22 protein-coding genes are annotated in these 23,643 nt (G+C 72.6%); 11 read left to right on the top strand and 11 right to left on the bottom strand.

All coding sequences use genetic code 11. From position 1 onward, the window contains the following. Window positions 1-57: 57 nt before the first annotated feature. The gene (locus ACT3TZ_RS14460; RefSeq protein WP_444584137.1) at window positions 58-1,587 is read right to left on the bottom strand and encodes an ATP-binding protein; all 1,530 of its coding nucleotides are present in this window, start codon (window positions 1,585-1,587) and stop codon (window positions 58-60) included. A gap of 475 nt (window positions 1,588-2,062) precedes the next feature. On the opposite strand from ACT3TZ_RS14460, the gene ACT3TZ_RS14455 reads away from it, so the two are divergent. The 3 genes from ACT3TZ_RS14455 (at window position 2,063) to ACT3TZ_RS14445 (ending at window position 6,604) form a co-directional block, all read left to right on the top strand. Then, window positions 2,063-3,667 (top strand): homing endonuclease associated repeat-containing protein, encoded by a 1,605-nt coding sequence (locus tag ACT3TZ_RS14455; RefSeq protein ID WP_444584136.1) that lies wholly within the window; start codon window positions 2,063-2,065, stop codon window positions 3,665-3,667. A 107-nt stretch (window positions 3,668-3,774) separates the two neighbouring features. Beyond that, window positions 3,775-4,971: a Fic family protein gene (locus tag ACT3TZ_RS14450; protein WP_444584135.1), complete on the top strand. Its 1,197-nt coding sequence runs from the start codon at window positions 3,775-3,777 to the stop codon at window positions 4,969-4,971. Between the two features lie 118 nt (window positions 4,972-5,089). Continuing rightward, window positions 5,090-6,604, top strand: a complete 1,515-nt coding sequence (locus tag ACT3TZ_RS14445; protein ID WP_444584134.1) for an FGGY family carbohydrate kinase — start codon at window positions 5,090-5,092, stop codon at window positions 6,602-6,604. A 66-nt stretch (window positions 6,605-6,670) separates the two neighbouring features. On the opposite strand, the gene ACT3TZ_RS14440 is transcribed toward ACT3TZ_RS14445, so the two are convergent. The 6 genes from ACT3TZ_RS14440 to ACT3TZ_RS14415 all read right to left on the bottom strand — a co-directional run bounded on the left by ACT3TZ_RS14440 (window position 6,671) and on the right by ACT3TZ_RS14415 (window position 13,250). After that, window positions 6,671-9,073 carry an FdhF/YdeP family oxidoreductase gene (locus tag ACT3TZ_RS14440; RefSeq protein ID WP_444584133.1) on the bottom strand — a complete coding sequence of 801 codons (2,403 nt, stop codon included), beginning with the start codon at window positions 9,071-9,073 and terminating at the stop codon, window positions 6,671-6,673. After that, window positions 9,057-9,959 (bottom strand): formate dehydrogenase accessory sulfurtransferase FdhD, encoded by a 903-nt coding sequence (gene fdhD, locus ACT3TZ_RS14435; protein ID WP_444584132.1) that lies wholly within the window; start codon window positions 9,957-9,959, stop codon window positions 9,057-9,059. The genes ACT3TZ_RS14440 and fdhD overlap by 17 nt, the downstream gene beginning before the upstream one ends. 9 nt (window positions 9,960-9,968) lie before the next feature. Then, entirely contained in the window at window positions 9,969-11,180 is a 1,212-nt protein-coding gene (locus ACT3TZ_RS14430; protein ID WP_444584131.1) for an ABC transporter ATP-binding protein, read from the bottom strand. A 98-nt stretch (window positions 11,181-11,278) separates the two neighbouring features. Further along, the gene (modB, locus tag ACT3TZ_RS14425; protein WP_444584130.1) at window positions 11,279-12,067 is read right to left on the bottom strand and encodes a molybdate ABC transporter permease subunit; all 789 of its coding nucleotides are present in this window, start codon (window positions 12,065-12,067) and stop codon (window positions 11,279-11,281) included. Further along, window positions 12,064-12,852, bottom strand: coding sequence for a molybdate ABC transporter substrate-binding protein (gene modA / locus ACT3TZ_RS14420; protein ID WP_444584129.1), 789 nt, complete (start codon window positions 12,850-12,852; stop codon window positions 12,064-12,066). The genes modB and modA overlap by 4 nt, the downstream gene beginning before the upstream one ends. Continuing rightward, a complete protein-coding gene (locus ACT3TZ_RS14415) occupies window positions 12,849-13,250 on the bottom strand; it encodes a TOBE domain-containing protein (protein WP_444584128.1) in 402 nt (133 codons plus the stop codon). Before ACT3TZ_RS14415 ends, modA begins: the two co-directional genes overlap by 4 nt. Window positions 13,251-13,367: 117 nt before the next feature. On the opposite strand from ACT3TZ_RS14415, the gene ACT3TZ_RS14410 reads away from it, so the two are divergent. The 6 genes from ACT3TZ_RS14410 (at window position 13,368) to ACT3TZ_RS14385 (ending at window position 17,714) form a co-directional block, all read left to right on the top strand. After that, complete coding sequence (locus tag ACT3TZ_RS14410) at window positions 13,368-14,531, top strand: ThiF family adenylyltransferase (protein ID WP_444584127.1); 1,164 nt, start codon at window positions 13,368-13,370, stop codon at window positions 14,529-14,531. Beyond that, window positions 14,528-15,733, top strand: coding sequence for a molybdopterin molybdotransferase MoeA (locus ACT3TZ_RS14405; RefSeq protein WP_444584126.1), 1,206 nt, complete (start codon window positions 14,528-14,530; stop codon window positions 15,731-15,733). The genes ACT3TZ_RS14410 and ACT3TZ_RS14405 overlap by 4 nt, the downstream gene beginning before the upstream one ends. A gap of 8 nt (window positions 15,734-15,741) precedes the next feature. Continuing rightward, entirely contained in the window at window positions 15,742-16,215 is a 474-nt protein-coding gene (gene moaC / locus ACT3TZ_RS14400) for a cyclic pyranopterin monophosphate synthase MoaC (protein WP_444584138.1), read from the top strand. After that, a complete protein-coding gene (gene mobA / locus ACT3TZ_RS14395) occupies window positions 16,212-16,826 on the top strand; it encodes a molybdenum cofactor guanylyltransferase (RefSeq protein WP_444584125.1) in 615 nt (204 codons plus the stop codon). The genes moaC and mobA overlap by 4 nt, the downstream gene beginning before the upstream one ends. A gap of 82 nt (window positions 16,827-16,908) precedes the next feature. Further along, a complete protein-coding gene (locus ACT3TZ_RS14390; protein ID WP_444584124.1) occupies window positions 16,909-17,478 on the top strand; it encodes a DUF6457 domain-containing protein in 570 nt (189 codons plus the stop codon). Next, window positions 17,475-17,714, top strand: coding sequence for a MoaD/ThiS family protein (locus ACT3TZ_RS14385; protein WP_444584123.1), 240 nt, complete (start codon window positions 17,475-17,477; stop codon window positions 17,712-17,714). The genes ACT3TZ_RS14390 and ACT3TZ_RS14385 overlap by 4 nt, the downstream gene beginning before the upstream one ends. Window positions 17,715-17,917: 203 nt before the next feature. Here the strand turns inward: ACT3TZ_RS14385 and moaA are convergent, their stop codons facing one another. The 4 genes from moaA to ACT3TZ_RS14365 form a co-directional block, all read right to left on the bottom strand. Beyond that, complete coding sequence (moaA, locus tag ACT3TZ_RS14380; RefSeq protein ID WP_444584122.1) at window positions 17,918-18,922, bottom strand: GTP 3',8-cyclase MoaA; 1,005 nt, start codon at window positions 18,920-18,922, stop codon at window positions 17,918-17,920. After that, window positions 18,919-19,347, bottom strand: coding sequence for a molybdenum cofactor biosynthesis protein MoaE (locus ACT3TZ_RS14375; RefSeq protein WP_444584121.1), 429 nt, complete (start codon window positions 19,345-19,347; stop codon window positions 18,919-18,921). Before ACT3TZ_RS14375 ends, moaA begins: the two co-directional genes overlap by 4 nt. Beyond that, window positions 19,344-19,826, bottom strand: a complete 483-nt coding sequence (locus ACT3TZ_RS14370) for a MogA/MoaB family molybdenum cofactor biosynthesis protein (protein WP_444584120.1) — start codon at window positions 19,824-19,826, stop codon at window positions 19,344-19,346. The genes ACT3TZ_RS14375 and ACT3TZ_RS14370 overlap by 4 nt, the downstream gene beginning before the upstream one ends. Window positions 19,827-19,938: 112 nt before the next feature. After that, window positions 19,939-20,619 carry a YitT family protein gene (locus tag ACT3TZ_RS14365; protein ID WP_444584119.1) on the bottom strand — a complete coding sequence of 227 codons (681 nt, stop codon included), beginning with the start codon at window positions 20,617-20,619 and terminating at the stop codon, window positions 19,939-19,941. Between the two features lie 441 nt (window positions 20,620-21,060). Here ACT3TZ_RS14365 and ACT3TZ_RS14360 point away from each other — a divergent pair, with 441 nt between their 5' ends. Together ACT3TZ_RS14360 and ACT3TZ_RS14355 are read left to right on the top strand one after the other, a co-directional pair. Next, on the top strand, window positions 21,061-21,459 hold the full coding sequence (locus ACT3TZ_RS14360; RefSeq protein WP_444584118.1) for a RidA family protein: 399 nt from the start codon (window positions 21,061-21,063) through the stop codon (window positions 21,457-21,459). 271 nt (window positions 21,460-21,730) lie between these two features. Then, on the top strand, window positions 21,731-23,602 hold the full coding sequence (locus tag ACT3TZ_RS14355; protein WP_444584117.1) for a glycoside hydrolase family 35 protein: 1,872 nt from the start codon (window positions 21,731-21,733) through the stop codon (window positions 23,600-23,602). Window positions 23,603-23,643: the final 41 nt, after the last annotated feature.

Genomic DNA, 23,643 nt, shown 5'->3' with positions numbered 1-23,643 from the left:
TCACTACATCCTCCGATCCCTCCTCGACACCGGCGGATTCAGACCCCTGCTACACCGTCAAATGCGATGAGCCGTCAAAGTGATCGGAGGTGTGCCGTCCGGACCGAGGATCGCCAACCATTCGTTGACAGGTTCTCCGAGTTCGTGGACGGCTTGGGCGACGCGATCTTGCAGCATTGACCGGACGACGGCCCCTGCTCTCTTGCAAAGCGGTAGGAGGCGTTCTCGCGTAATGCGGATTCGCGCGAGGTCCTTGATCAGCGACTCGCGACTGCGGATAGCGATGACCAGCGCCCTATATTTGATCTCGTGAGATCCGGGTGACTCCTCCACGTGGTCCGCACAAAGATCGTGCAACTCTTGAAGCTGAGTCGCAATGGATTCAGCCGCGCGTTCATCGGGACGCCTGCCGTACTCGGAGACCTTGCGCAGCAAGGCTGCCCTCTTGGCCGTCCAATCAGCGGCGGCAACATCCTCGACGGGGCGCGAAGTGGCGTCGAGCCATTCGCGGATCTCACGGGCGAGTTCGGCATATCGGGCTCGTTCCGAGGACTGTTGCTCGGTGGGTGTCGCGCGCGAATCGGTGTGCGAGATCAGTTGAGCAACGTTGCGCAGTCTCTCGGAGGGGACATCGGCCTGTTCGCACGCTGGGCAGAGATGTCCGGCATTCGCTATGGAGAGAAACGTTGTCAGAAGAAGGTGCAACTGGGGGTCGAGCAAGGGCTGCGCGTCGTTTTCCTCCGGCGACGCGTGACTCGCTTCTGCGAGTTTTCGCCATGGGCGAGGGTCCGGTGGCGTCATGCCCAATGCGTCTGTTGGACGCGAGGCATCGACCCAGGCGTCGAGGAGGCCGTCGAGGACGATGGGGTCCGTCGCCGGAGGGAGTTCCTCGTCGAGCAGGGATATGTAGTCATTGGGGCTGTAGGCTTTTTCGTCTCCCATCACCTTGACTGCCTTGGAAATGGCTGTCCAGAGATCGACAGATTCCGGAAGGCCTGCGGCGACCCCGAGTGCGCCGACGCGCTCGGTCCTCTTGGCGTTCGTCAGTTCCCGAAGTCGACGTCGAGGGAGTGTCTGGATCTGAAGCGGTCGTGCAGCGGCGACGCCGAAGTCGGTCCACACGGCGAGGCCATCTCCCGCCGAGTCCGTGTATGTGATTTCGACGCGGGGTTCGGGAACGCGCTTCTGGTTTGTCGAGATAGGTTTGTGTGGAACGTTGAGATCGTCGCGGACCTCGGACGTCGCATTGCCATGACTGCTCGACCTGGTCGTCTCTCCGTGCATCGCCAGCTCGAGGGCGTCGATGAAGTTCGTCTTACCGGTCCCATTCTTCGCGTACAATATGGTGAGCCCGCCAGACGGTCGTAGAGTCTGTTGTGGTCCGTAAGATCGGACGCCTTGGATCGAGATCCCCCGAATCGTCTTTCCTTGGCGAGATCGTTCCGCGCCTTCGATGCCCGGCAGTTCTTCGACCAGAAGTGCTTCCAACTCTTCTTCCGACACCTCGGCACACTCCGACGACAATCTGTCGAGCCTGTCGAAGATACGCGATGCCGTCTTGCCGACCGATGGTGCCGTGTCCGCCATGTCGTCTCTACTCTCAGTCTTCTTCGCGATGAAGTCCCGGTCGACACTGTGGCAGGGAGATGTATCGCCGGTCAAGAGAGTGCGAATTCAACGGGACTGGTGCACGACAGGGGGTGGAGTCGTCTCTGCCTTGCTTCGGCGCGAACGCTCCTGGACCGATCGATCGTCGCTGGTATGAATCCGCTCCAGTCCGAGTCCGGACTGCTGGGCGGCATGCCGAATGGAGATCGACCATCAGCGACGACCGGGGTCCGTGAGCCTCGTTCAAGAGCTCATCGAAGAGCATGTCACCCTGTGCTGCCGGCTCCTTCGGTCGCTCCTCGCTGGACGGCGGTTCGTGTGCGTTCGAGCCTCGGCGGGCCGACTCGGGCTGAGCGTGACGACGTTCGTTTCTTGGCGGCCCCGCTCGTTCGTCGCCCCCGTAGGACATGATCGCCCTATCGCACCGAACGGTCGCGAGGAAAGGGCGCTCCCGATGTCCGCCAGCATTCACAGCTTTTCCCCGGCGACCGTAGACAACGCCGACCGCATCGGTACCACCGACGCCGCCGAGCCGACTGTCGACGCAGAGCGCGCCCTCGACCTCGCCCAGCAGGGCTACGCGCTCTCGGAGATCTCCGAGACCCTCGGAGGAATCGCTGCCGGCCAGATCGACGAGGCCCTCGCCATCCTCGTCCCCGGCGGTCTGGGAGCCGTCCGCACCGCCCTGCGCCGCAGGCTCCGCGTCTGGCGCTCGGCGAGCCCCGATGCCACCTGGCTCGACGCCGAGCACGCATTCGGCATCCCGCACACGCACGTGCTGAGGATCGTGCGTGCACCGCGCGACGATGAGCAGCTCCGCCCGGATCCGGGGGACCCCGGGTTCCTCGACCTCATCATGACGGGACACGACTGCCGCGATGATCGTGCAGCGGCCTGTGCCCGCGCTTATGCGATGGGCGCGACCCTGCAGGAGATCGGCGACCTCTTCGGGGTCACCCGTGAGCGGATCCGGCAGATCCTGGGCCGGGACACGCCTTGGTCCTCGACCGAGCTCGCCGCCGCGACCCGCAGATTGCGCGAGGATCGTCGCGCGGAGCACGCCCGTGCCGTGGAGGCGTGGTCCCTCGCGCACCCCGCCGTTCCGGTGGACCGTGCCGTCACACCGCTGGGTCTCTCGGAGGACCAGGTGCTCGATCTGCTTGGGCCCCGGCGCAGCCACCACCGGGTGAGCACCGCGAAGGCCACCGCGAGCTCCCGCCGTACCGACGAGGAGATCCTCGAGGACCTCCGCGCATACCACGGGGAGACCGGCAGCACCACGGGCGCCGGCTTCCGGGATTGGGCGCGGGACCACGACGTCCCCGGGCCCCAGACCACGGCGATCCGCTTCGGGACCTGGAACGACGCGCTCGCCGCGGCGGGGATCGCCGCGGTGGCGGGGAGGCCTCGCAGCGGGTTCACGGACGACGACCTCTGGGCGGCGCTCGTCGCCTTCGTCCGCGACCCCGACGGCGGGACTACCGCCCAGGCGGCCGAGGCGTGGCTCGCCGCACGTCCCGCTGCACCGTCCGTCGCGCTCATCCGCCAGCGCTTGAACGCCGGCTGGTCGGAGATCGCGACCCGGGCCGTGGCGGTCGCCAACGGCGACGACCTCGGCGATCCGGAATGGGCCGAGAGGGTCCGCGCATCACGCGACTGGTCCACCGCCCCCGAGGAGCCGGACCCGTTCGACCACGTGCGTGCTGCCATCGACGACCTCGGCCCGCGCATCACCACTGCGGCCTACCAGCGATGGGCGCGCGAGAACGGCCGCCCCGGTGTCCCGACTCTGCAGCGCCGCTCCGGACTGCTGTGGAACGACGTCCTGGAGGCGGCCGGCGGCACGCCGGGGAAGCGCAAGGTCCGGGGGAGCACGCCGGAGGACTGCGCCCTGGCCGTGGCGGACTTCCTGCTCGAGAACCCGACGGGAGGCTCCGTCGCGTTCGCGGCATGGGCGAACCCGAATGGGCGACCGTCCCTGCCGACGGTGGTCGATCGGTGGGGAACCTGGAACGCCGCGCGGGCGGCGGCGCTCGGACTCATCGACGCACGGGACTGAACCGAGCGTCAGCCGACACCCCTCCGTCCTTCCCGATGCGCCCGCACACGCTTCTCGGACACCCGTTGAGTTAACGTTACCTCCATAACCTTCACTCAAGGAGGCCCATGGGCATCCACGGCACCTGGCTCCCGGCCGAACGTCGTCCCGACCCGCGCGGCCTCACCTCCGCCGAGCGCCGCGGCGGACGCTTCTCCCGCTACCTCCCGCCCCGCCTGGCAAGTCAGGACGTGGCCGCGCAGCTCGACCGCGACGTCCGCGAGGATGCCCTCGAGGTCGCGGCGGAGATCTCCGTCGTCTCCGCGCAGATCGACGACGCGACGCGCGAGGGGATCTTCCCCCTGCTCCTGCGCTCGGAGTCCATCGCCTCGTCGATGATCGAGCGCATCGCCGCGACGCCCCGTGATGTCTCCTACGCCCAGCTCGGCGATTCCACGCCGCACCTCGGCAATCACGATGCGCTCAGCGTCGCGCGCAACGTCCGGGCCACGCGCGTGGCGATCGAGGCGCTTGCCGCACGGGACTCCTGGACCGTGGAGGACGTCGAGCTCATCCATCAAGCCCTCGCCGTCCCGGGTGTGCGACCGGCGCTCCGGGAGGTCGACGTGTGGATCGGTGGGAGGACGCCCGTCACGGCGGACTACGTCGCACCACCGGCCGACCAGGTGCGGCCGCTGATCGCGGACCTCCTGCGCTGCATCGACACCTCAGGAGAGCATCCCCTCCTGCTCGCAGCGGTCGCCCACGCGCAGTTCGAGAGCATCCACCCCTTCGAGGACGGCAACCGACGGGTCGGCCGCGCACTCGTCCACGCGATCCTGGAGCGCGGCAGGGTGGTCCGCTCGGGACTGCTGCCCATCTCGACGGTCATCCGCCGTCGCGAGAGGGAGTACGTCGCATGCCTGGACGGCGTGCGGACCGATGATCCCGACGGCACCGTGACCGGTCTGAACGCCTGGGTCCGTTTCTTCGTCGAGGTGGCCCGCGACGCCACGGATCAGGTGCGTTCGGTCCAGGAGAAGGTCCACGCGCTGGACCTGCTCCTCGCGGACAAGGCTGAAGGCCTGCGGTCGGATTCCGCCGCGCGGCGCCTGCTCCCTGTGCTGCGGGAACAGCCCGTCATCACCGCGGGATTCGTCGCGGACCACCTGGCAGTCTCCCGTGTCGCCGCCCACCGGGCCGTCGACTCCCTCGTGGACCGAGGCATCCTCGTCCCGGGGACCGGACGGTATCGCCGGGCTCAGGTGTTCCAGGCTCCCGCGGTCCTCGACCTGCTGGACGATGCCCTGGACGGGCACCCGTGAGGCGCGCATCGCAAGAACCCTGCCATCGTCCTCACCGTCGTCGCACCCCAGCGGACGCACCGCCCGGTCCGACTCCGACACCGCCCCCGCCCCCGCCCCCGCCCTCTACCCTGACCCGATGACCGCCCTGCTCTGCCTGGACCTCGGGACCTCCGCCGTCAAGGCCGCCGTCCTCGATGTCGACGGCACGCTCATCGCAGCAGGGACCGCCGAGTACCCCACCACCACGTTCCCGGCGGGCGGCGCCGAGCAATGCCCGGTCGACTGGGTGCGTGCGGCCCGGACCGCGATCACCCGGTGCCTCCCGACCGACGCCAGGATCGCGGCCCTGAGCCTCACCGGACAGATGCAGGACCTGGTCCTCGAATCCGACCCACCCGGGAGCGGCCCGGCAGGCGCCGTGCGCCCCGCGATCCTGTACACCGACCTGCGGGCCGCTGCGGACGCACAGGCGATCCGCCGCACCCTCGAGGACAGCGGCCACGACTGGGACGAGCTGACCGGCAACGTCCAGGACGCCGGCAGCTGCGCCGCCATGCACCGCCGCCTCGCCCGCCTCGAACCCGACGTCGCCGCGAATACCGGAGGCATCACCTTCGGCCCCGCAGGTCATCTCGCCTTCGTGCTGGGGGCGGGCCTGCATTGCGATCCGACGACGGCCTCGACCACCGGGCTCCTCGACGCCCGACGCCGAGAATGGTCCCCGGACATCGCGCGGGCCGCGGGTCTGGATCCGGGGCTCCTGCCCCGGCTGACCAGGGCGGCGGGAGAGGTCGTGGGCGAGACCGACGCCCGCGCCCACGCCCTGATCGGCCTCCCGGCGGGGATCCCCATCGTGCTCGCCCCCGGCGATGCGGGGGCCTCGACGCTCGGCGTCACCGGACCGGCCACGGGGCGCGACCACGCCTCCCTGGGCACGAGCGGCTGGATCGCGAGCGTCCGATCCCTCGACGACGGCTCCGCCGCCCACCCCGCCTCGCATCGCCTAGCCCTCGCCGGGGACGACGAGCTGCGCATCTCCGCCGTGCTCGCGGCCGGCGCCGCCGCGGCGTGGGCCCGCGACGCCTACCTCGGCGGCATCGACCCTGCGGGTGCCGACCGCCTGCTCACCGAGCGTGCCGGACGCCGGGGCCGAGCCCCGAGCGGCCTGCTGGTCCTGCCCTCGATCAGCGGGGAACGCTTCCCGGTGCGCGACGCGTCGCTGCGCGGAGCCGTCCTGGGCATCGACGCCTCCACACGCCCGGAGGACCTCTACGCCGCGACCCTCGAGGGCGTGGCCCTCGCGCTGTCGCACGCCCTGCCCCGCGACGGAACTCGTGAGGTGCTTCCCGTCGTCGGCGGGGGAGCGAGGTCGGCGCCGTGGAGACGGATCCTGGCCGACGTCACGGGGTGTCCCGTGCTCGCGGTCGATGCCGTCGAGGCGACGGTGATCGGAGCGGCGATCGCCGGCGCCGAGGCCGTCGGGCTGCGCCACGGCATCGTCCCGCTCGCCGACCGCGGGGGAGAGGTCACCACCCCCGACGAGCTCGCGTCAGCGCGATTCGCGGCGGTTCAACCGCGCCATCGCGAGCTGTACGACCTCGCCGCGCGCTGCGGCACGGCCGTTCCGGTGCCTCGATCGACGGAAGCATGACCTGCGACGAGAGACGGCGATCGCCCGAATAGCACCCTGACGACGGCCGCTCCCGCGCCGGTCACCTCACCGCGCCACAACCCCCGCCGACTCCACCGCCCCCGGCACGAACTCCCGCCCCGCCGCCGGCGCGATCACCGTCTGGATGCTCTTCATCAGCGGCTGGTCGCTCTGCGCGCTGAAGTCCTTGGGCCCGATCAGCACGTTCAGCTCCGGCATGTACCCCGCCGCCGTCCCGCGCGGCGTGTCGTACGCGATCGCCCGGTAGTCCCGCACGGACCGCTTGGACCCGTCGAGCGAGGTCGAGACGATGTCCACGAGGCTGCCGTCGGCGATGCCTCGCTCGATCATGTCCTCACGGTTCATGAGGACCAGCTCGCGCAGGTGCTCGACGCCGCGGTAGCGGTCGTTGTCGGAGTAGATGGTGGTGTTCCACTGGTCGTGCGAGCGCATCGTCTGCAGCACGATCGTCTCGGGCGACTCGGGGATGACGTTCGGCAGCGGCGCGTGGGAGAACTCGGCCCTGCCGCTGGGGGTGAGGAACACCCGCTCGCGGGCGGGCTGGGGGATGCGGAACCCGTACGTGTTCTCCAACAGCGTGTTGAAGCCCTGGAAGCCCGGGAGGGCATCGGCCATGACGTCGCGGATCCGGGCGTAGTCGCCCACCAGCCAGCTCCACGGGGTCGTCGACGTCGGGAGCAGCTTCTCGGCGATCCCGGCGATGATCGCGGGCTCGCTGCGCAGGTTCTCCGAGGCCGGCTTCATGCGGCCCACGGACAGCTTGACCATGCTCATGGCGTCCTCGACGGTGATGCCCTGCAGCCCCGCCTCCTGCTGGTCGCGCTCGGTGCGGCCCAGGCACGGCAGGATCAGCGCCTTCTCGCCGTGCACCAGGTGGCTGCGGTTGAGCTTGGTGGAGACCTGCACGGTCAGGCGGCAGCGGTTCAGGCCCTGGGCGGTGTACTCGGTGTCCGGGGTGGCGAGCACGAAGTTGCCGCCCATGCCGACGAACACCTTGACGCGGCCCTCGACCATCGCGTCCATCGTGCGCACGGTGTCCAGGCCCTGCGCGGTGGGCGGGGTGAAGCCGCACGCGCGACCCATCTGGTCCAGCCACTCCTGGGTGGGGTGGTGGTTGACGCCGCAGGTGCGGTTGCCCTGGACGTTGGAGTGCCCGCGCACGGGGGAGGGGCCGGCGCCCAGGCGGCCGATGTTGCCGCGCAGCATCAGCAGGTTCACGAACTCGCGCACGCAGGTGACGGCCTCGGCGTGCTGGCTGACGCCCAGGCACCAGCTGAACACGGTGGCCTCGGACTCGATGTAGATCTTCCCCGCGTACCGCAGCTGGTCCTCGGTGAGCCCGGACTGCTCCGCCAGCTCGTCCCAGCCGGTGGCCTCGACGATCGCCCGGTACTCCTCGTACCCCTGGGAGTGCTCGGCGAGGAACGCCCGGTCCAGGACGCTCGGATCGGCCTCCGCGGCCTCGAACACCACCTTGGCCATCGCGCGGGCCAGCGCGAAGTCCCCGCCGGGGCGCACCTGCAGGTTCATCGTCGAGGTGGGGGTGGCGTGGAAGGTGGCCATGTCGACCATCTCGTGGGGGACGATGGTGCGGGTCATCCCCACCTCGGGCAGCGGGTTGACGTGCACGATCTTCGTGCCGCGCTCATGCGCCTCCTGCAGCGCCGTGAGCATGCGGGGGGCGTTCGAGCCGGCGTTGACGCCCAGGATGAACAGGGCGTCGGCGTGGTTCCAGTCCTCGAGGTCGCAGGTGCCCTTGCCGGTCCCGATCGACGCGGTGAGCGCACGGCCCGAGGCCTCGTGGCACATGTTCGAGCAGTCCGGCATGTTGTTGGTGCCGAACTCGCGGATCATCCACTGGTACAGGAACGTGGCCTCGTTGCTGAGGCGTCCCGAGGTGTAGAACGACGCCTCGTCGGGGGAGTCGAGGGCATGCAGCTCATCGGCCACCAGCTGGAAGGCCTCGTCCCAGCCGATGGGGACGTAGTGGTCGGTCTCGGCGTCGTAGACCATGGGCTCGACCAGGCGGCCCTCGTTCTCGAGGTCGTAGTCCGTCCAGGTCGAGAGCTCGGTGACGGTGTGCTCGGCCAGGAAGTCGCTGGTGGTGCGCTTGCGGGTCATCTCCCACGTGACGTGCTTGGTGCCGTTCTCGCAGAAGTCGAGCATGAGCGGCCCGGTCGCGTCGGGCCACGCGCACCCCGGGCAGTCGAAGCCGCGGATCCCGTGGTTCATGCGCAGGAACGCCAGCGGCCCGCGCACGGGCTCGCGCTCGCGGATCAGGATCTCGGCGACGCTGCGGGCGGCGCCCCAGCCGGCGGCCGGGTGGTGGTACGGCTTCTGCGACCACGGCTTGTCGGTGCGGGGCCCGTATCCCCCCTGCCGCGGGGAGTCCGGCATGAGGCCGAAGGCGCTCTGGTGCTGATGGGCGTGCTCAGGTCCGATGGCCATGGCCGAGTCCTTCCAGGGGGGCGTCCTGTGGGTCCAGCATCTCATCGGCGTCCAGCGGGAGCCAGACGCGATCCGGATGCGCGTAGACGTTCATGGTGGATCCGCGCAGGAATCCCACCAGCGTGAGGCCGGACCGTTCGGCGAGCTCGACGGCCAGGGACGACGGCGCGGACACCGCCGTGAGCATCGGGATCCCGGCCATCACGGCCTTCTGCACCAGCTCGAAGCTGGCCCGCCCGGACACCTGGAGGACCGTCCCCGTCAGCGGCAGCCGGTCGTGCAGCAGTGCCCAGCCGACCACCTTGTCGACCGCGTTGTGGCGGCCCACGTCCTCGCGCAGCACCAGCAGGTGCCCGTCGGCGTCGAACAGGCCGGCCGCGTGGAGGCCGCCGGTGCGGTCGAACGCGGCCTGCTCGGCGCGCAGCCGACGGGGCAGCTCGGCGATCTCCCGTGCGTCGATGCGCAGCGGGTCGAGCGCGACGTCGTGGTGGGAGACGGTCTCGACGGCGTCGATGCTGGCCTTGCCGCAGACCCCGCAGCTGCTGGTGGTGTAGAAGCGGCGGGCGGCATCGGCCGCGGGCAGCTCCGCGCCGGGGGCCAGCGCCACGTCGAGCACGTTGTAGGTGTTCTCCTCGCCGCCGGTGCCCGGGCCCCCGCAGTGGATCGCGGTGCGGAACCCGCTCGCGTCGTGGATGATCCCCTCGGACACGAGGAACCCCGCGGCGAGCTCCACGTCGTGGCCGGGCGTGCGCATCGTGACCGCCAGCGGCGCGCCCTGGACGCGGATCTCCAGGGGCTCCTCGACGGCCAGGGTGTCCGCGCGGCGGCGCGTCGTGCCCTCGAGGTCGATCCGGAGCACGGAGCGTCTGGTCGTGATGCGGCCCATGGGGCGACGCTACTCCTGCGCGGTGGTGGCCTCGTGCGCGCGGAGGATGCGGGGGCGCAGCCAGAGGGTCCCTCTGCGGAGCGAGCCCGCGCTCGCGGCGGGCACCTCCGCGATGAGCCCGCTGGTGTGGTGCACCCGCGCCAGGCCGCCGTCGAGCGCCACGTGCGTGACGTGCCCGGGGATCGCGCCCGCCGTCCCCGGGGGCACGACCTCGACGTCCCGCGGGGCGGCGACGGCGAACACGGGGGTGCCGTCGCGCAGGGTCGCGTCGTCGTGGACGTTCGCGTGCCCGTCGAGGATCGCGGGGAGCATCGCGGTGTCGCCGTGCCGCGCGGTTCCGTCGGCCCGGGCGGTGGCTCCGCCGCCGGCGTCCTCCGCCGATCCCGTCCCGGCGGCCCGCGTCGCGGATCCCGCCTCGTCGACCACGACCGCCGACGCGCTCGCGTCCCAGCGCCCGTGCACGCCCCCGAACCCCGCGAGCGCCGCGGTGAACGGCGACCACGGCCGCGTCGCGAGCTCGGCGGGGGAGGCATCGGCGACCACGCGGCCCCGGTCCAGCACCAGGCAGCGGTTGGCCCACTGCCAGGCGTCGGCGAGGTCGTGGGTCACGAGGATCGCCGCCGTCCCGGTGCGGTCGAGCTCGTCCAGCAGCAGGGCCCGCATGGGCCCGATCGCCTGGGCATCGAGTGCCGCGAAGGGCTCGTCGAGCAGCAGGAGGCGCGGCCCTGCGGCGAAGGCGCGGGCGATGGCGACCCGCTGCTGCTGCCCGCCGGAGAGCAGGTGCGGGCGGTCCCGGGCCCGGTCGGCCAGCCCCACGCGCTCCAGCCACTCCCGGGCGATCTCGCGGGCGCGCGCGCGTGAGGCGCCCCGCACGCGGGGGCCGAAGCCGATGTTCCCGGTCAGGTCGAGGTGGGGGAACAACCGGGGCGACTGGTCCAGCAGGGTGATGCCCCGGTCGCTCGGCCGGACCGATCGGGTCCGGCGGGCGGGCGCACGGAGGTCGATCCCGTCGCCGTCGGGCCCGCTGCGGTCGAGGCCGCTATGGGCGGGAACAGGGCCATCGGGGGCTCCGCCCTCCAGGGTCCGACCGTCCAGGACGATGGTGCCGCCGGCCAGGGGCGTCAGCCCGGCGAGCGCCCCGAGCACGGTGGACTTCCCGGCGCCGTTGGGTCCCAGCAGGGCGATGCGTTCGCCGGCGCCGAGCCGGAGGGCGGCCCGCACGGGGAAGGCGTCCCGACGCACCGCGAGGTCCGCATCGAGGAACGGGGCGCTCCCCGCAGAGTCACCGCGACCGCCCCCCGCATCACTCCCACCCCACCTCATCGGACCGCGTCCTCCCGCCAGGACCGCAGGCCGCCCACGATCACGGCGGCGCTGACGAGCAGCAGCAGCGACATGGCGACCGCCGAGTCCTGGCTGACCCCCACGCCGTTGAAGGCCGTGTAGATCGCCAGCGGCATCGTGCGCGTGACCCCCGGGGCGTTGCCGGCGAACAGGGCGGTGGCGCCGAACTCGCCCATCGCCCGCGCGAAGGAGAGCGCGCAGCCGGCCACGAGCCCGGGCACGAGCAGCGGCAGCGTCACCCGGGTCAGCGTCTGCCAGGGGCCCGCCCCCAGGCTCGCGGCCACCCGCTCGTGGGCGGTCCCGGAGGTGCGCAGGGCGCCCTCCAGGGTGATCACCAGGAACGGCAGCGCCACGAACACCTGGGCCACCACCGCCCCGGCGGTCGTGTACGGCAGGCTGAACCCGAACCCGGTGAACAGGGGCCTGCCCAGGAGACCGGAGCGCCCCAGCAGCGCCAGGAGCGCGAGGCCGCCCACCATCGGCGGCAGCACGAGCGGCACCAGCACCACGGTGCGCAGGATCGCGGCCGTGCGCGGCCGGGCGCGGGCGATGAGGAGGGCGAGCGGGCCTCCGAGGAGGAGGCACACCAGGGTCGCCGCCGCCGAGGTCCCCAGCGACAGCCCCAGGGCGGTGAGCGTGGCGGGCGAGGTCAGGTCGTCGAGGAACGTCGACCAGCGGACCTTCCACACCAGCCCCACCAGCGGCAGCACGAGCGCGGCGACCCCGAGGATCGCGAGCACGCGCACACCGCGCGGCAGTCTCACGGAGCGCCGAAGCCGTGCTCGGAGAGGATCTTCCGGCCGGCGTCGGACAGCACGAACGTCTCGAAGGCGGCGGCGGTGCGCGGTGAGGCGGGCTTGGCGCTCACGGCGATCGGGTAGCGGTTGACGACCTTGTCGGCGCCCGCCGGGGTGACGCCCTCGAGCTTCCCGTCGGAGCCCGCGACATCGGTGGCGTAGACCAGACCCGCATCGGCCTCGCCCTGGGACACCCGCGTGACCACCGCGGTCACGCTGGTCTCCTCGCTCACCGGCGTCACCGAGACCCCCTGGTCGTCCAGCAGCGTCCGGGAGGCGGCGCCGCAGGGCACCTCGGCGGCGCACAGCACGACGCTGACGCCGGGTCTGGCGAGGTCCTGCAGGGACGTGATGCCCAGGGGGTTGCCGGGGGCGACGGCGATCTGCAGGGTGTTGGTCGCGAAGATCGTCGGATCGCCCACGAGGTCGGCCTCCGACAGCGGGGTGAGGGTCTTCTCGTCCGCGAAGGCCACGACGTCGACGCTCGCGCCGTCGGTGACCTGGGTCGCGAGCGCCTGCGAGCCGTCGTACGTGATCGGGGCGACCGCGTACTCCGGGTTCGCGGCGGTGAACGCCGACGAGAGATCGTCGAAGGTGCCCTGCAGGGACGCGGCGGCGAACACGACCAGCGGCGCCTCCTTCGGCTCGGAGCTCCCGGTGCCCGTCCCGGAGGGCGAGGTCGCCGAGGAGCACGCGGCGAGGACCGCGACGAGTGCGGCGACGAGGGCGGAGCGGACGGCGGTGGTTCTCATGGGGTCTCCCCGGGGGTCTCGACGACGACCATGGTGGCCTTGACGACGGCGGTGGCGGCCGAGCCGACCTCGAGCCCGAGCTCCCGCACCGCCTCGGTGGACATGAGCGACAGCACGCGGAACGGCCCGCACTGCAGCTCGACCTGCGACATGACGAGATCGCTCGTGACGGCGGTGACGATGCCCGTCAGCCGGTTGCGGGCGCTCGAGGCGTGGGGATGGTCGTGCTCGGCCTGCGAGGAGGTGCGCCGCAGGTGCTCGGCGAGGTCGGCGCCCTCGACCAGCAGCGGACCGCCGTCGGAGTGCGCGGGCAGCGTGCCCGCGTCGACCCAGCGGCGCACGGTGTCGTCGCTGACCCCCAGGAGTCGTGCGGCGTCGCGGATCCGGAATGCGGTCATGCGGGGACGGTAGCAGGCGCGGGTGCGTCCGGAGGGGCCTGTGCGGTCCGCATCTGCGGTTCGACGGGGCCTTCGGGTGGTCCGGTCGACCGGGGTGCCCGGCGGTACCGTGGCTCCATGCCCCTCCCGCCGCTGGTCGCACCGGTCGCCGCACTGCCCGGGCGCGAGCGCGAGCGGACGGCCCGCCAGAGCAGGCTCCCCGCGATCGGCGAGGTGGGCCAGCGCCGCCTGGCCGGCGCCCGGGTCGCGGTCATCGGGGCCGGCGGCATCGGATCGCCCGTGCTGCTGTACCTCGCCTCGGCGGGCGTGGGCACCCTCGGGATCATCGACGCCGATGTGGTCGACGCCAGCAACCTCCAGCGCCAGGTGCTGTTCGGCATCGGCGACGTGGGCCGCTCGAAGGTCGAGGTCGCCGCGGCGCGCGTCCGGGAGCTCGCGCCCGATGCGCTGGTGACCGGGCACGGCACGCGCCTGACGGCCGACAACGCCCGCGCGCTCCTGACCGGCCACGACCTCGTCATCGACGGCACCGACAGCTTCGAGACCCGCTACGCCGTGGCCGATGCCTGCGACGAGCTGGGCATCCCCCTCGTGTGGGGCTCGGTGCTGCGGTTCGACGCACAGGTGAGCGTGTTCTGGTCCCGTCCGCCGCGAGATGCCGCCGTGCGCCTGCGTGACGTGTTCCCCGCCCCGCCTCCCGCCGGCTCGGTGCCCTCCTGCGCGGACGCCGGGGTGCTCGGCGCCCTGTGCGGCCAGGTCGGATCGCTGCTGGTCGCCGAGGCGGTCAAGCTCATCTGCGGGATCGGCGAGCCGCTGATCGGCCGGATGCTCGTCCTCGACGCGCTCACGGCGCGGCAGCGGGAGATCCCGCTGGTGCCCACCGAGGTCCGGATGGCGGGGGAGGTGGATGCGGGGGCCGGATCCGACGTCGGTCCGGCGCTCGCCGATGCGTCCGACGGCCCGCCCCCGCACCGCACGATCGTCCGTCCCGACGAGCTCGCGGTACTGCCCGGGGCCGACCTCCTCGACGTGCGCTCTCCCGCCGAGCACGCCGCCGGGAGCATCCCCGGCGCCCGCCACCTGCCCCTGGAGACCGTCCTGGCCGATCCCGCCGCCGTGAGGATCACGCGTCCCCTCGTCGTCTACTGCGCGCTCGGCCCCCGCGCCCGCAGCGCCGCTTCCGCGCTCCGCGCCGCCCACCCCGATGCCGACGTGCGCGTCCTCGCCGGCGGCTACGAGGCCTGGTCCGCACCCCGCCACCTTGAGGACGCCCGCCGATGATCCCCATCGCCCAGCACCGCGACCGGGTGCTCGCCGCCGCCGCGGCCCTCGGCCGGCGCACCGGGACCCGCGCCCTGCCCGACGCCCAGGGCCTGGTCCTGGCCGAGGACGTGCACACCCGCTGGCCGGTCCCGCTGTTCGACAACTCCGCGATGGACGGCTACGCGGTGCGCCGCGCCGACGCCGCCGAGGGCGCCACCCTGCGGGTGGTCGCCGACGTCCCGGCGGGCTCCGCCGAGGACCCGCCGATGGGCCCCGGGGAGGCCGTGCGCATCATGACCGGCGCGCCCGTCCCGACTGCCGCCGACGCGATCGTCCCCCTTGAGCACACCGACCTGGGCACCGCCGTGCGGGACGTGGCTCCCGCCGCCATCCGGATCCTCACCGCCCCGAAGCCGGCCGCCCACCTCCGGCGACGCGGCGAGGACGCCCCCGCCGGCGCGCTCGCCGTACCCGCCGGGACGGTGCTGGGCGCCTGGCAGCTCTCCTCGATCGCGTCCGCCGGTCACGAGGAGGTGCTCGTGCATCGGCCGGCCCGGGTGGCCGTCGTCTCGACCGGCTCCGAGCTGATCCGCCCCTCGGCCGTGCCGCGCCGCGGGCAGATCCCCGAGTCCAACGCCGTGCTCCTGGGGGCCGCCGCCCGCGCCGCCGGCGCCGAGGTCACAGCGCAGCGGACGGTCTCGGATGATCCAGAGGCGTTCGCCGCCGCCCTCGCCGGCCTCGACGCGGACGTCATCATCTGCTCCGGCGGCGCGAGCGTCGGCGCCTTCGACGTCGCCAAGGCCGTCCTCAGCGGCGGCGGCGACGTCCGCTACGACGCCGTCGCCATGCAGCCCGGCAAGCCGCAGGGGTTCGGCACCCTGGACGGCCGCCTGGTGTTCAGCCTGCCCGGCAATCCCGTGAGCGCCGCCGTCTCCTTCGAGGTGTTCGTGCGCCCGGCGCTGCGCCTGCTCGCCGGGCACAGCGACCTCGATCGTCCGCGCCGGGAGCTCGCCGCCGCCGTGCCGTGGCGGTGCCCGCCCGGGCGCACTCAGATCATCCCCGTGACCACGGACGCCCGGACCGTGCGCCCGGCCGCCGCCGGCGGCAGCGGCTCGCACCTGGTGACCTCGCTGGCCGCCGCGACCGCGCTCGCCGTCGTCCCCGCCGAGACCGAGGAGGTCCGCGCCGGGGACCTCGTCACCGTGATGGAGCTGTCATGACCGGCGAGATGCCCTTCACCCACCTCGACGCCGCGGGCCGGGCCCGCATGGTCGACGTGACCCACAAGCAGCCCACCGTGCGCTCGGCCACCGCGACGGGCTTCGTGCGCTGCGGGCCGCCGGTGATCGCCGCCCTGCGCGAGGGCACCGTGCCCAAGGGGGACGTGCTGGCCGTCGCGCGGATCGCCGGGATCCAGGGCGCCAAGCGCACCGCCGAGCTGCTGCCGCTGGCCCACGTGATCGGCGTGCACGGCGCGAGCGTGGACCTCTCGATCACCGATGCTGGCGTCGAGATCAGCGCGACCGTCCGCACCGCCGACCGCACGGGCGTCGAGATGGAGGCGTTCACGGCCGTGAGCGTCACGGCGCTGGCGCTCGTGGACATGGTCAAGGGCCTCGACAAGGGCGTCGTCATCGAGACCATCGCCCTGCAGGCCAAGACCGGCGGCAAGAGCGGCGACTGGGTCCGCGAGCAGGCATGACCGGGGATGGCGCGGCGGGCGACCCCTCGGCGCGGTCGCGCCGCGCGACGGGCGCGATCGTCCTCGGCGGCGGACGCGCCACCCGTCTGGGCGGGGCGGACAAGGCGGCGGTGCTCGTCGACGGGATCCCCCTGGTCGACCACGTGTACGCGGCGGTCGCCGGCTGCGAGCCGGTCCTCGCGATCGGACCGCCGACGCTCGCCCGCGACGGGATCACCGTGCTGCGCGAGGAGCCGCCGCTGGGTGGCCCCGCGGCCGGGGCCGTCACGGGCATCCGCGCCCTGCCCGCGTCCGTGACCGAGGTCTGGCTGCTGGCGTGCGACCTGCCGCGGGCCCGTGGGCTCGTCGCGATGCTCGCCGGTGTGCCGATCCCTCCCGGTGCCGACGGCGTGATCGCCCTCGACGCCGACGGCCGCAGGCAATGGCTCGCGGGCCGCCATCGGGCCGAGGCCCTGCGGCGCGCGGCGGAGCCCCTCGGGGATGCCGCGGGTCGGTCGATGCGCGCATTGCTGGGAGGGCTTGTCCTGCACGAGGTGCCGGCGGGGGAGACGACCTTCGACCTTGATACCTGGGAGGCGATCGCGGAGCATGAAGGACGCCGTGGGCGATGATCGGCGGGGCACCGGGCCGATCGCTCGGGGCGGGACGATGAGTGGCACGACGCCGGGCGACACCTGGGACGAGAGGACGACGATGGACGCAACTCCGAGCACCCCGGCCGCGAAGGGTCCGGACACCGATGAGGGCACCGTCGTCGGGACGACTGCGGGCACGACATCGGGCGAGAGCTCCTCGACGACGGGCCCCTCGGGCCAGGCGCCGGCCGAGCTCACCCCATGGGTGCACGCCCTGGCCGCCGAGCTCGGCATCGACCCCGCCGACGTCCCCACCGGCGCGCTCCTGCGCCTCACCCGCGACGTCGCGCACGCCATCACCCGGCCGGCGGGACCTGTCACGACATACCTGATGGGCGTCGCGATCGCCCGCGGCGCGAGCTACGAGGACGCCGCCGCCCAGGTGCAGCGCCTCATCGAGCGATGGGACGAGCGCGGCGAGGGCACCGCCCCAAAAATCGGACCCGACGCGAGGGATGCGACCGTGCGCGCACCGGCAGCAGCAGCGATTTCGGCGCAGGCCTCGACGCCAGCACCGGCATCGGCCCCGGCGCAGGCGTCGGCATCGCCAGCGACACAGGCCCAGGCCCAGGCACCGACACCAGCACCCGACGACCAAGCCCCCGCCACGGAGGACGGCCCGCGATGAGGATCCGCCTGTTCGCCGGCGCCGCCGAGGCCGCCGGCCGCGAGGAGGTCTCCCTCGCGGGTCCGTTGACTCTGGCCTCCCTGCGTGGCGCACTCGCCGCCGAGCACGGCGCGGAGTTCGCAGACGTCCTCTCCCGCTGCTCGCTCATGGTCGACGGGACCCGCGGCGGGTCCGACGACCTGGTGGTCGCCGACTCCGCGACCGTGGACGTGCTGCCGCCCTTCGCGGGCGGCTGATTCCGCGACCGTGGACGTGGTGTCGCCCTTCGCGGGCGGCTGGAGAAGCACATGTCGCGGGGGGCAGCGACGTGGCGTGCGGGCAGGGCGCTGCCCTGACCGCAGGGCCTGCTCTCGCGCCCGTCGGATCCCCGCCATGCTGACGCCTCGCGGGCCGCGGGTCGGTCGGACCGCGAACCGGCACAGCGGCGGAACTTCCGGGCTCAGCCGCCGATCGCGGACATCGGCCGGTCCGGCTGGAGGAAGCCCGGATCGTCGATCCCGTGGCCGGGTAGCTTCCCGGCGATCGAGGTGCGCACCATCGCGGCGATGTCCTCGTCGGACCCGCCCGAACGCAGGAGCCCCAGCAGGTCGGACTCCTCGCGGGCGAACAGGCAGTTGCGCAGCTGGCCGTCGGCGGTGACCCGCACCCGGTCGCACGCCCCGCAGAACGGCGCAGTGACCGAGGCGATGACGCCCACGGTCGCCGGGCCGCCGTCGACCAGGAACTCCTCGGCGGGACTCGAGCCGCGGTCGCCCACCGGCGTCAGCGTGAACTCCTCGCGGAGCTTCTCGAGGATCTCCTCACCGGGCACCATCTCGGCGCGCGACCAGGTGTGGCCCGCGTCCAGCGGCATCTGCTCGATGAAGCGCAGCTCGGCGTCATGGGCGACGGCCAGCCGCAGCAGATCGCAGAACTCCTGGTCGTTGACGCCTCGCATCGCGACGGCGTTGAGCTTGAGCGGGCGCAGACCGGAGGCCTGCGCGGCACGGATCCCGACGAGCACGTCCTCGAAGCGGTCGCGCCGGGTCAAGGTCGCGAAGCGCGTCGGGTCGGCGGTGTCGAGGCTGATGTTCAGCCGTTCGAGGCCCGCCTCGACGAGGTCGTCGATCACCCGGTCCAGGCGAATCCCATTCGTGGTCATGGAGATCCGCAGCGGACCCTCGGCCCCCTCGATCGCCGACAGCCGCCGGACGACCTCCACGAGATCCGGCCGCAGCAGCGGCTCGCCGCCGGTCAGCCGCAGCTCGATGATCCCGAGGCTCGCCAGCACCCGGGCCACCCGCTCGATCTCGTCGGTGGTCAGGATGTTCTGCTTGGCCAGCCAGGGCAGACCCTCGGCCGGCATGCAGTAGGTGCAGCGCAGGTTGCACTTGTCGGTCAGGGAGATCCGCAGGTCGCGGTGGACGCGACCGAAGCGGTCCACGAGCGGTGCGACGGCGGTCATCGGGCCGTCCCTCCCAGGCCGATCCATGCGGCGGACCCATCGGCCTCGACCTGCTTCTTCCACACGGGCAAGCCGGTCTTGACGGACTCCACGAGCGCGCGGCACACGTCGAAGGCATCCGCGCGGTGCGCCGAGGAGACCGCGCACACGATCGCCGTGTCGCCCACGGCCAGGGAGCCGGTCCGGTGGCTGACGGCGATCCGCAGGCCCTCGGCGTCGAGATCACCGGCGAGGTCGGCGAGGATGCGGGCCGCATCGGGGTGCGCGCTGTAGTCCAGGCGCACCACCTCCCCGCTCGCGTCGGGGTCGTGGTCACGCACGGTGCCCACGAACAGGGCCGATGCCCCGGAGGTCGGCGCGGCGACGTCCGCGAGGTGGGCGGCGACGTCCAGCGGGGCGTCGCGGAGCTCGGCGCGCGCGATCATCCGTGGTCCTGCCCGTCGAGCTGGTCGAGGACGTGCCCGGCCACCGACACGATCACGGGGATCCCGTCGCGCACGGCGCCGGGGGAGCCGGGGAGGTTCACGACCAGCGCGGTGCCGTGCAGTCCGGCGCGGCCGCGCGAGAGCATCGCCGCAGGCAGGTGCTCAGCGCCCCGGCGGCGCAGCTCCTCTGCGATCCCGGGCAGCTCCCGGTCCAGCAGCGTGTCCATCGCCTCGGGGGTCACGTCGCGCCGGGAGATCCCGGTGCCGCCGCTGGTCACCACGAGGCGGGCGCCGGCCGCGATGGCCGTGGCGACGGCGGCGCGGATCGCGGTGACGTCGTCGGGCACGACGGTCACGGAGGTGTCCCAGCCGTCGATGCCCAGGAGCTGGGCGGCGAGGGGCCCGGAGGCGTCGTCGCGCACGCCTGCCGCGGAGCGGTCCGAGACCGTCACCACCGCCGCCTGCCGGGTCGTCGTCATCGCTCCACCCTACGTCCGGGGCCCGACAGCGCAGGATGGCGGGCGGCGGTGGGCGTGGTCGCCCGAGGCGGGTCGCCCCGGTCGGGTACGGGTGGATGTGTCGACGGCCGCCTCAGGCCCGGTACCTGCCGGGCCGATGGTTCATCGCCAGCACGATGTTGAGCACCACCCCGCCGAGCGCGGACAGCAGCACCCGCGGAAGGTCCAGCACCAGCAGCGACAGCAGGATCACCGCGACGTCGAGGGCCATCTGCACGTACCCGGCGCGCAGACCGGCGCGCTCCTGGAGGATCAGCGCGAGGATGTTGAACCCGCCCAGGCTCGCCCCGTGCCGGAAGATGATCAGCAGGCCGACGCCCACCAGCAGGTTCCCGCCGATCACCGCGTAGGCCAGGGGCACGCCGCCCAGGTGCAGGAACAGCGGGTGGATCAGGCTGAACCCCGAGATGAGGCCGACGCAGACGATGGTCCGCAGTGTGAAGGACCACCCCTTCTTCCACCACGCGAGCACGAAGAACGGCAGGTTCACCGCGGCGAACAGCACCGCGAACGGCACCGGCAGCCCGTGGGCGAGCAGCAGCGCGAGGCCCGCGGTGCCGCCCGTGACCGCACCGGCGCTCTGCAGCAGGTACAGGCCCAGCGACGCGAGGAACGTCCCGGTCAGCGCCCCGAGGACGTCCTCGGTGGGGCGGTGGGGGATGACGACGTCCAAGGGCGGGGGCTGGGACTCCGACGCGCGATCGAGGGCCTCGACGGTCGGGGTGGTCTCGGACGGCTCTGGAGCGATAGGCATCGGGCCACTGTAGGTGTCGTGAAGCGGGTGCGGATGACGCCGTGGAAGGAGGCGGGCCGACCGCTTCGGGGCCGCCACAGCCCACACGGCAGGTCTCTGACCGGGTCGCGCCAAGGCGCCACGGCCACGAGCGTGCAACAACCTGACTGTGAGCGCCCATGCCCTCCGTATTCGGGGGTCTCGGGCCCTCACAGTCAGGTTGATGCAGCGACCCCGCGGCAGCGACCGTCAACGGTGCCCGCCCGTGCCTGAACTGCCGATAGCCGCCCGACCCCATGGCAGCCCCCCAACCGACCATGTCGGCATGCGTCGAGCACACCGTGCAGGACGCCGTCGCACCGGCGAGACTCCCGGCGAGGGCGGACGCGTCCTCGCCCGACCTCGGGCGCGGGGCTTGCCCGCCAGGACGGACCTCAGCACGACAACCATCGAAGGAGACAGATGAGCACCGAAGGCACCACCGCCAAGAGGGCGGTCGTCAGCGAGGCCGCGCCGGCACCGGTCGGCCCGTACAGCCAGGCGGTCGTGAGCGGGGACCTGCTTTTCAGCGCGGGTTTCGGGCCGCAGGACGCCGCCGCGGACAACGCGGTCGCGAGCACCGTGGGCGAGCAGACGCGCCAGGTCCTGCGCAATATCGGCGCGGTCCTCGCCGAGAGCGGCGCCGGGTTCGACGACGTCCTGAAGACGACCGTCCACCTCGCCGATCTCGCGGACTTCGCCGAGTTCAATGCTGCCTACGGGGAGTTCTTCTCCGAGCCGTTCCCGGTGCGCACCACCGTCGGGTCGAGCCTGGCGAACATCCTCGTCGAGATCGACGTCGTGGCCAGGATCCCTTCCTGACTCCGCCCGGACTCCCGGCGCTGCCCCGAACCGGGGCAACGCCGTCGGCGATGGCATGGCGCGTGCCCAGCGCCGCGCTCCGGCCGCCCAGGTCCCGCGGCACTGCATCTCGAGACCGCCCTCCGGCCGCCCAGGTCCCGCCCTCCCGCCGCCTCGGTCCCGCGCACCCGGTCCCTGCCCACCCGCCACGCCACGGCCTCGCGGACGGGACGACCCGCACGTGGCGGGCCAGCACGCCCAAAGCCCGGTCCCCATCCGCAATGATGTCCCCATGACCCCCGCGCTCCAGCCCACTCCCACGGGCTTCCTCCGCCACGGCACCCCGCACCAGATCGTCTCTGGCGCCCTCCATTACTTCCGCGTCCACCCGGACCTCTGGCGCGACCGCCTGCGCCGCCTGAAGGCGCTCGGATGCGACACCGTCGAGACGTACGTGGCCTGGAACCTCCATGCCCCGACCCCGGACACGGTCACCTTCGAGGGCCAGGCGGACCTCGGGGCCTTCCTGGACCTCGCCGCCGAGGAGGGACTCGACATCATCGCCCGCCCCGGCCCGTACATCTGTGCGGAGTGGGAGGGCGGGGGCTTCCCCGGCTGGATCCTGCAGGACACCTCGATGCGCCTGCGCCGCATGGACGACGCCTACCTCGACGTCGTCGATCGCTGGTTCGACCAGCTCATCCCGATCATCGCCTCACGGCAGGCCTCCCGTGGCGGGCGCGTGGTGATGGTGCAGGTGGAGAACGAGTACGGCAGCTTCGGCGACGACTCCGAGTACCTCGCGCACCTGCGCGACGGGCTCATCGCCCGCGGCATCGACGAGCTGCTCGTGACGTCCGACGGGCCCTCCCGACAATGGCTGCAGGGCGGCACGATCGACGGTGCCCTGGCCACCGTCAACTTCGGCTCGCGGACCGAGGACGTCCTGGAGCTGGCCGCCCGGGAGCTGCCCGATCAGCCGTTGATGTGCATGGAGTTCTGGAACGGCTGGTTCGACCACTGGGGCGAGGAGCACCACACCAGATCGGCCGCATCCGCCGCCGCCGAGCTCGAGACGATGCTCTCGGCGGGCATGAGCGTGAACTTCTACATGGCCCACGGTGGGACGAACATCGGCCTGCTCGCGGGCGCCAACAACACCGACGGCGTCCTGGAGCCGACCACCACCAGCTACGACTACGACGCCCCGATCGGCGAGGACGGCACGCTCACGGACAAGTTCCATGCCTTCCGCGAGGTCATCGCACGGCATCGCGAGCTGCCGCCTCTGGAGGACCACCTGGCGGCCCTCGGGCTCGACGCCGCACCGAGCGCCGAGCCCGCGGGCGACGTCGAGATCCTCTCGCGCACCCGCCTGCGGGACACCGCCCGCTGGACCGGCCGAGCGCCCGTGCACACCACCCCGCCCGCATTCGAGGAGGTGGGTCTCGAGCGCGGCCTGCTGCTGTACCGACGGGACCTCGAGCTCGAACGCATCGACGACCTGGATGACGGCCCCACCATCGCCCCGCTGCAGCTCTTCGACCTCCACGACCGGGCCTGGGTGTTCGTCGACGGACACCCTGTCGGACCCGTCGCCTCCACGGGCAACAGCGCCGTGGGAGCCCGGGCGGAGCTGGGGCATCTCGTGGAGGTGCTGCTGCCCGAGGGCCAGGACCACCGCACCGTGACGGTCGAGATCCTGGTGGAGAACCAGGGGCGCACCAACTTCGGCCCGATGCTCGGCGAGCGCAAGGGGATCCTCGGGGGCGTGTGGCACCGGGTGCGCTGGTACGAGAACTGGGAGGCCGTGCCGTGGGCGCTGGAGGAGCTGGCCGATGACCTCACGGCGTCCGTCGCGGGGCTCGAACCCGTCGTCGGGACCGCCGAGGGCGGCGATCTCCCGCTGCTGATCACCGGCCGCTTCGAGGCCACGGGGGAGCGCGGTGCCCACCTCGACGTCAGCGGTGCCGGGCACGGGGTCGCATGGGTCAACGGCACGTGTGTGGGCCGGTACTGGTGCATCGGCCCCCAGCAGGCTCTGTACATCCCCGCTCCGCTCCTGCACGGCGGCACGAACGACGTGCTGCTCCTCGAGCTCGAGCAGCCCGAGGTGTCCCTCTCGCTGGCTTCGGGGCCCCTCTGGGGGGCACAGGAACGCTGATCGCGCGCCGATCGGACCTGCGGGCGGGGGGGGGGGGGGGG

Source organism: Brachybacterium sp. AOP25-B2-12, from assembly GCF_052378625.1.
Taxonomy (GTDB): Bacteria; Actinomycetota; Actinomycetes; order Actinomycetales; family Dermabacteraceae; genus Brachybacterium.
Note: the sequence above shows the minus strand (reverse complement) of the source record. Positions and strands in the feature narration are given on the sequence as shown.

Bases quoted from the DNA above. Each gene is read 5' to 3' on its own strand.
- ACT3TZ_RS14460 (WP_444584137.1), bottom strand. From the start codon at position 1,587: ATGGCGGACACGGCACCATCGGTCGGCAAGACGGCATCGCGTATCTTC.
- ACT3TZ_RS14455 (WP_444584136.1), top strand. From the start codon at position 2,063: ATGTCCGCCAGCATTCACAGCTTTTCCCCGGCGACCGTAGACAACGCC.
- ACT3TZ_RS14450 (WP_444584135.1), top strand. From the start codon at position 3,775: ATGGGCATCCACGGCACCTGGCTCCCGGCCGAACGTCGTCCCGACCCG.
- ACT3TZ_RS14445 (WP_444584134.1), top strand. From the start codon at position 5,090: ATGACCGCCCTGCTCTGCCTGGACCTCGGGACCTCCGCCGTCAAGGCC.
- ACT3TZ_RS14440 (WP_444584133.1), bottom strand. From the start codon at position 9,073: ATGGCCATCGGACCTGAGCACGCCCATCAGCACCAGAGCGCCTTCGGC.
- fdhD (WP_444584132.1), bottom strand. From the start codon at position 9,959: ATGGGCCGCATCACGACCAGACGCTCCGTGCTCCGGATCGACCTCGAG.
- modA (WP_444584129.1), bottom strand. From the start codon at position 12,852: ATGAGAACCACCGCCGTCCGCTCCGCCCTCGTCGCCGCACTCGTCGCG.
- ACT3TZ_RS14415 (WP_444584128.1), bottom strand. From the start codon at position 13,250: ATGACCGCATTCCGGATCCGCGACGCCGCACGACTCCTGGGGGTCAGC.
- ACT3TZ_RS14410 (WP_444584127.1), top strand. From the start codon at position 13,368: ATGCCCCTCCCGCCGCTGGTCGCACCGGTCGCCGCACTGCCCGGGCGC.
- ACT3TZ_RS14405 (WP_444584126.1), top strand. From the start codon at position 14,528: ATGATCCCCATCGCCCAGCACCGCGACCGGGTGCTCGCCGCCGCCGCG.
- moaC (WP_444584138.1), top strand. From the start codon at position 15,742: ATGCCCTTCACCCACCTCGACGCCGCGGGCCGGGCCCGCATGGTCGAC.
- mobA (WP_444584125.1), top strand. From the start codon at position 16,212: ATGACCGGGGATGGCGCGGCGGGCGACCCCTCGGCGCGGTCGCGCCGC.
- ACT3TZ_RS14390 (WP_444584124.1), top strand. From the start codon at position 16,909: ATGGACGCAACTCCGAGCACCCCGGCCGCGAAGGGTCCGGACACCGAT.
- ACT3TZ_RS14385 (WP_444584123.1), top strand. From the start codon at position 17,475: ATGAGGATCCGCCTGTTCGCCGGCGCCGCCGAGGCCGCCGGCCGCGAG.
- moaA (WP_444584122.1), bottom strand. From the start codon at position 18,922: ATGACCGCCGTCGCACCGCTCGTGGACCGCTTCGGTCGCGTCCACCGC.
- ACT3TZ_RS14375 (WP_444584121.1), bottom strand. From the start codon at position 19,347: ATGATCGCGCGCGCCGAGCTCCGCGACGCCCCGCTGGACGTCGCCGCC.
- ACT3TZ_RS14370 (WP_444584120.1), bottom strand. From the start codon at position 19,826: ATGACGACGACCCGGCAGGCGGCGGTGGTGACGGTCTCGGACCGCTCC.
- ACT3TZ_RS14365 (WP_444584119.1), bottom strand. From the start codon at position 20,619: ATGCCTATCGCTCCAGAGCCGTCCGAGACCACCCCGACCGTCGAGGCC.
- ACT3TZ_RS14360 (WP_444584118.1), top strand. From the start codon at position 21,061: ATGAGCACCGAAGGCACCACCGCCAAGAGGGCGGTCGTCAGCGAGGCC.
- ACT3TZ_RS14355 (WP_444584117.1), top strand. From the start codon at position 21,731: ATGACCCCCGCGCTCCAGCCCACTCCCACGGGCTTCCTCCGCCACGGC.